Genomic DNA, 2,913 nt, shown 5'->3' on the forward strand with positions numbered 1-2,913 from the left:
CGCAACGACCACAGCGGCGACCTCGAGTACCTCGGCCGCACCGACTTCCAGGTCAAGCTCCGCGGTCTGCGCATCGAGCTCGGGGAGATCGAGACCGCGTTGCTCGACCACACCGGGGTCTCGCAGGCCGCCGCCCAGGTGCGCCGCGATCAACTCGTCGCCTACGTGGTCCCGGCCCCGAACACGACCTTCGACCGCGACGCCGCGCAGGCCGCACTGAGCGCGGTGCTCCCGGCCTACATGGTGCCGTCGCAGTTCGTGGTCCTCGACGAGATGCCGGTCGGAAGTTCGGGCAAGGTCGACCGGAAGGCGCTGCCCGATCCGGTCTTCGAGACCCGCGGCTTCCGTGCACCCACGACACCGGTCGAAGAGGTCGTCGCCGGTGTGTTCGCCGGCGTCCTCGGCGTCGACCGCGTCGGACTCGACGACGACTTCTTCGCGCTCGGCGGCAACTCCCTCATCGCCACGCAGGTCGTCGCGCGTCTCGGTTCGGAACTGGGAACCGTTGTGCCCGTTCGTGTGCTGTTCGAGGCGCCCGGTGTGGCCGCGCTCGCCGCCCGCGTCGAGCAGAGCGACGCGCAGGGCCGCACGCCGCTCGTGGCGCAGGAGCGTCCGGAGCGTGTGCCGCTGTCGCTCGCGCAGCAGCGGATGTGGTTCCTCAACCGGTTCGAACCGGAATCGGCGGTCAACAACATTCCGGTCGCGGTCCGGTTGACCGGCGCGCTGGACGTCGAGGCGCTGCGCTCCGCGGTGGTCGACGTGCTGGGCCGGCACGAATCCTTGCGGACGATCTACCCGGACGTCGACGGTGTGGGCTACCAGCAGGTGCTGCCGGTGTCCGAGGTCGAACCCGACCTGTCACCGATCGATGTCACCGAGACGCAGCTGGTGCAGAGCATCACGGATCTCGTCTCGTCCGGTTTCGACGTCTCCACGCAGGCACCCTTCCGGGCGCAGCTCTTTGCGGTGTCGGCGACCGAACACGTGCTGGCGCTGGTCGTGCACCACATCGCAGCCGACGGCTTCTCGATGGGCCCGCTCACCCGCGACATCGTCTCCGCCTACGCGGCCCGGGCCGCCGGAGGGGAGCCGGGCTGGGAACCGCTGCCGGTGCAGTACGCCGACTTCGCCATCTGGCAGCGGGAGGTGCTCGGCTCGGAGGACGATCCGGAGTCGGTGATCTCGTCGCAGGTCGGCTTCTGGCGGCGGACGCTCGCGGGTCTGCCCGAGCAGCTCGACCTGCCGGCCGACCACCCTCGCCCCGCGGTCGCCACCAACCGGGGCGCCCTGTACGAGTTCACCCTCGACGAGACGCTCCACGATCGCATCGTCACGCTCGCCCGCGAACGCAACGCGACTCCCTTCATGGTCGTGCACGCGGCGCTCGCGGTGCTGCTGGCGCGGCTGTCGGGTACCGACGACATCGCGATCGGCACACCGGTGGCCGGCCGTGGCGACGCGGCGCTCGACGACCTGGTGGGCATGTTCGTCAACACCCTGGTGCTGCGCACCCATGTGGACGGCGGCGAGTCGTTCGAGCAGGTGCTCGGCCGGGTGCGCGGCGCCGACCTCGAAGCGTTCGGCCACGCCGACCTGCCGTTCGAACGACTCGTGGAGGTGCTCAACCCCGAACGGTCCACGGCACGTCATCCGCTGTTCCAGGTGATGCTGTCGTTCCAGAACCTGGAGACCGGCACGCTCGAACTGCCCCGTCTGACCGTCGGAGCCGTCGACCTCGACATCACGACCGCCAAGTTCGACCTGCAGTTCGTCGTCACCGAGACGCCCACTGCGAGCGGTGCGGCCGAGTACTCGGTGGGCCTGACCTACGCCATCGATCTGTTCGATGCCCGCACCGTCGAACGTGTCGCCGACCGCTTCGTCCGTCTGCTGGATGCCGTCACCGGCGACCTCTCGATCACGGTGGGCGATGTCGATCTGCTCGACGACGCCGAACGCGTGCATCTGCTCGAGCGGTGGAACGACACCGACCGTGTGCTCGACGGCACCTCCACCCTCGTGGATCTGTTCGCCGAGCAGGTCCGGCGGTCGCCGGATGCGGTCGCGGTGGAATTCGAGGGAGAGTCGTCGACCTACGGCGAGTTCTCCGAGCGTGTGAACCGTCTTGCGCGGAACCTGATCTCGCTCGGCGTCGGCCCCGATGCGCGGGTGGGTCTGGCCATGCGTCGCTCGCTGGATCTGCTGGTCGGTATGTACGCCGTCGTCGTTGCCGGTGGTGCCTACGTGCCGATCGATCCGGATCAGCCGGACGAACGCAACGGCTACATCCTCGACACCGCGGCGCCGGTGGTGGTGCTGACCACCGCACGCGACGGATTCCGTGTCCCGGGGGAGAGGTCTGTCCCGAGCCTGCTCGTCGATTCCCTCGATCTGTCCGCGACGTCGGCCGAACCGGTCACCGACGCGGAGCGGACGTCCCCGTTGCGGGCGTCGAACACGGCCTACGTGATCTTCACGTCGGGTTCGACGGGCCGGCCCAAGGGTGTAACGGTGCCGCACGGCGCGATCGTCAACCGCCTGCGCTGGATGCAGCACGAATACCCCCTGACCGGGACCGACAGGGTACTGCAGAAGACCCCGTTCACGTTCGATGTGTCGGTGTGGGAATTCTTCTGGCCCTTGCAGATCGGTGCCCGTCTCGTGGTCGCCGTACCCGACGGCCATCGGGATCCGCGGTACCTGGCGTCGGTGATCGACCGGCGTGCCGTGACGGTCGTGCACTTCGTGCCGTCGATGCTGGCGGTGTTCGTCGCCGAGGCCTCGGTCGACGAACTCACCTCGCTCCGTCACGTCTTCGCCTCCGGCGAGGCCCTGCCGCCCGCACTGGCCGCCCGCACACGCGCACTGCTGACCGACGCCGGTCTGCAGTGCGCGTCGTGCGGGCGGCCAGTG

General features: G+C 69.2%; 1 protein-coding gene. It reads left to right on the forward strand.

What is annotated here, in order from left to right; all coding sequences use genetic code 11:
• Nucleotides 1-2,913 (forward strand): condensation domain-containing protein (locus R1101_RS27740; RefSeq protein WP_037224282.1); only part of this gene is annotated, 2,913 nt, incomplete at both ends.

This window comes from Rhodococcus sp. R1101, from assembly GCF_000278445.1.
Lineage (GTDB): Bacteria > Actinomycetota > Actinomycetes > Mycobacteriales > Mycobacteriaceae > Rhodococcus > Rhodococcus gordoniae.